This window comes from Streptomyces africanus (assembly GCF_002150735.1).
GTDB lineage: Bacteria > Actinomycetota > Actinomycetes > Streptomycetales > Streptomycetaceae > Streptomyces > Streptomyces africanus.
This window is the reverse complement of sequence record NZ_MUKA01000672.1, coordinates 844-1,068: the sequence shown is the minus strand read 5'-3', so window position 1 is coordinate 1,068 and position 225 is coordinate 844.

Here is a 225-nt window from a genome sequence, read left to right as displayed (position 1 = left end):
GTGGAGTGGGTGGTGGGGGTGGTGCGGGCTGTGCCGATCGAGGAGGCGCGACGAAGGTTTCCGGAGCCGGGGGCCCCGGTTCCGGGGGGTGTCCTGTCACCGGGGACGCGCCGGGCTCGGGCGGTACGGCCGCGGGCGGGCTCACCTGCGCCACGCCGCACGGCACGGCCTGCGTCGCGTACGGCAGCCGCAGCACGCCGTCCGGCGTCCACAGGCCGGCGCCCG